1 protein-coding gene is annotated in these 1,093 nt (G+C 58.8%); it reads left to right on the forward strand.

Going from position 1 to position 1,093, the window contains the following annotated elements; genetic code table 11:
• Positions 1 to 103: 103 nt before the first annotated feature.
• A complete protein-coding gene (locus ACFPN1_RS16265) occupies positions 104 to 1,060 on the forward strand; it encodes an IS30 family transposase (protein ID WP_386756272.1) in 957 nt (318 codons plus the stop codon).
• The last annotated feature ends 33 nt before the right edge of the window (positions 1,061 to 1,093 follow it).

Genomic DNA, 1,093 nt, shown 5'->3' on the forward strand with positions numbered 1-1,093 from the left:
CGGAAATTGCCAAAGTAAGTGCGACAACTCCAGCCCCCAAGAATGCAGGGGTGAGCTGGCAGACTGGTTGGGACTCTGATCCGGCAAGAAAGGAGCCCCAACCGTGACGTACCACCAGCTCACCGAGCTCGAACGATACATGATCTCCAAGCTGCGCAAGAGCGGGCAGTCTGTGAGCGAGATCGCGCAGCTCATGGATCGGCACCGCAGCACCATCTACCGCGAGTACCAGCGCAACAGTACCCAGGTACGGAGCTGTCTGACCTACTGCCCCAGCAAGGCGCAGGAGCGCCGTAATGGCCGGCTTCGTCGGAGCCGGCGAGGTTCGCACCATAGCGAGGAGCAGTACGCCCGCGTCGCTGTTCTGCTCAAGGAGCAGTGGAGCCCGGAACAGATTTCCGGGACGCTGGCAGCGCAGGGTGAATTCAAGATCAGCTACCAGACTATCTATCGCCACATCCGTCGCGATTGGCGAGCAGGAGGTGATTTGTATCTGGAGCTGCGCCGGCGCTACAAGCGGAGAAAGCGCCATTACGGCGTGGAAAGGCGGGGAAGACTGCAGGGAAAACGCATGATCGACGAACGCCCCGCGATCGTCGATAGCCGCCAGGAGGTCGGTCACTGGGAAGGCGACACCATGACGGGAGCATCCTGGGACAAGCATTGCATCGTGACGCTGGTGGAGCGTTCGACGGGCTACACGCTTATCGGGAAGCTCGCAAACCGGACGACCAAGGAGTTGAACAAGAAGGTGCTTGAGCTCATCAGACGATCAGGTCTGCCGTTCCTCAGCATCACCTACGACAACGGAACGGAGTTCCATGGTTACGCAGAGCTGGAAGCTGCCACCGCTACTACGGTTTACTTTGCACGCCCCCACCACCCGTGGGAGCGTGGCACCAATGAGAACACCAATGGTTTGATCCGACAGTACCTACGCAAGGGCGAGAGCATGTCCAGCTTGGCGCAGAGACACTGTGATGCCATTGCCCATCGACTCAACACCAGACCGAGGAAGCGCTATGGCTATCGCAGCCCAATGCAAAAACTATTCGGTTAGAGGAGCTTGTCGCACTTGGTGGTTGAATTCACG

This window comes from Lysobacter yangpyeongensis, from assembly GCF_042655745.1.
Taxonomy (GTDB): Bacteria; Pseudomonadota; Gammaproteobacteria; order Xanthomonadales; family Xanthomonadaceae; genus Agrilutibacter; species Agrilutibacter yangpyeongensis.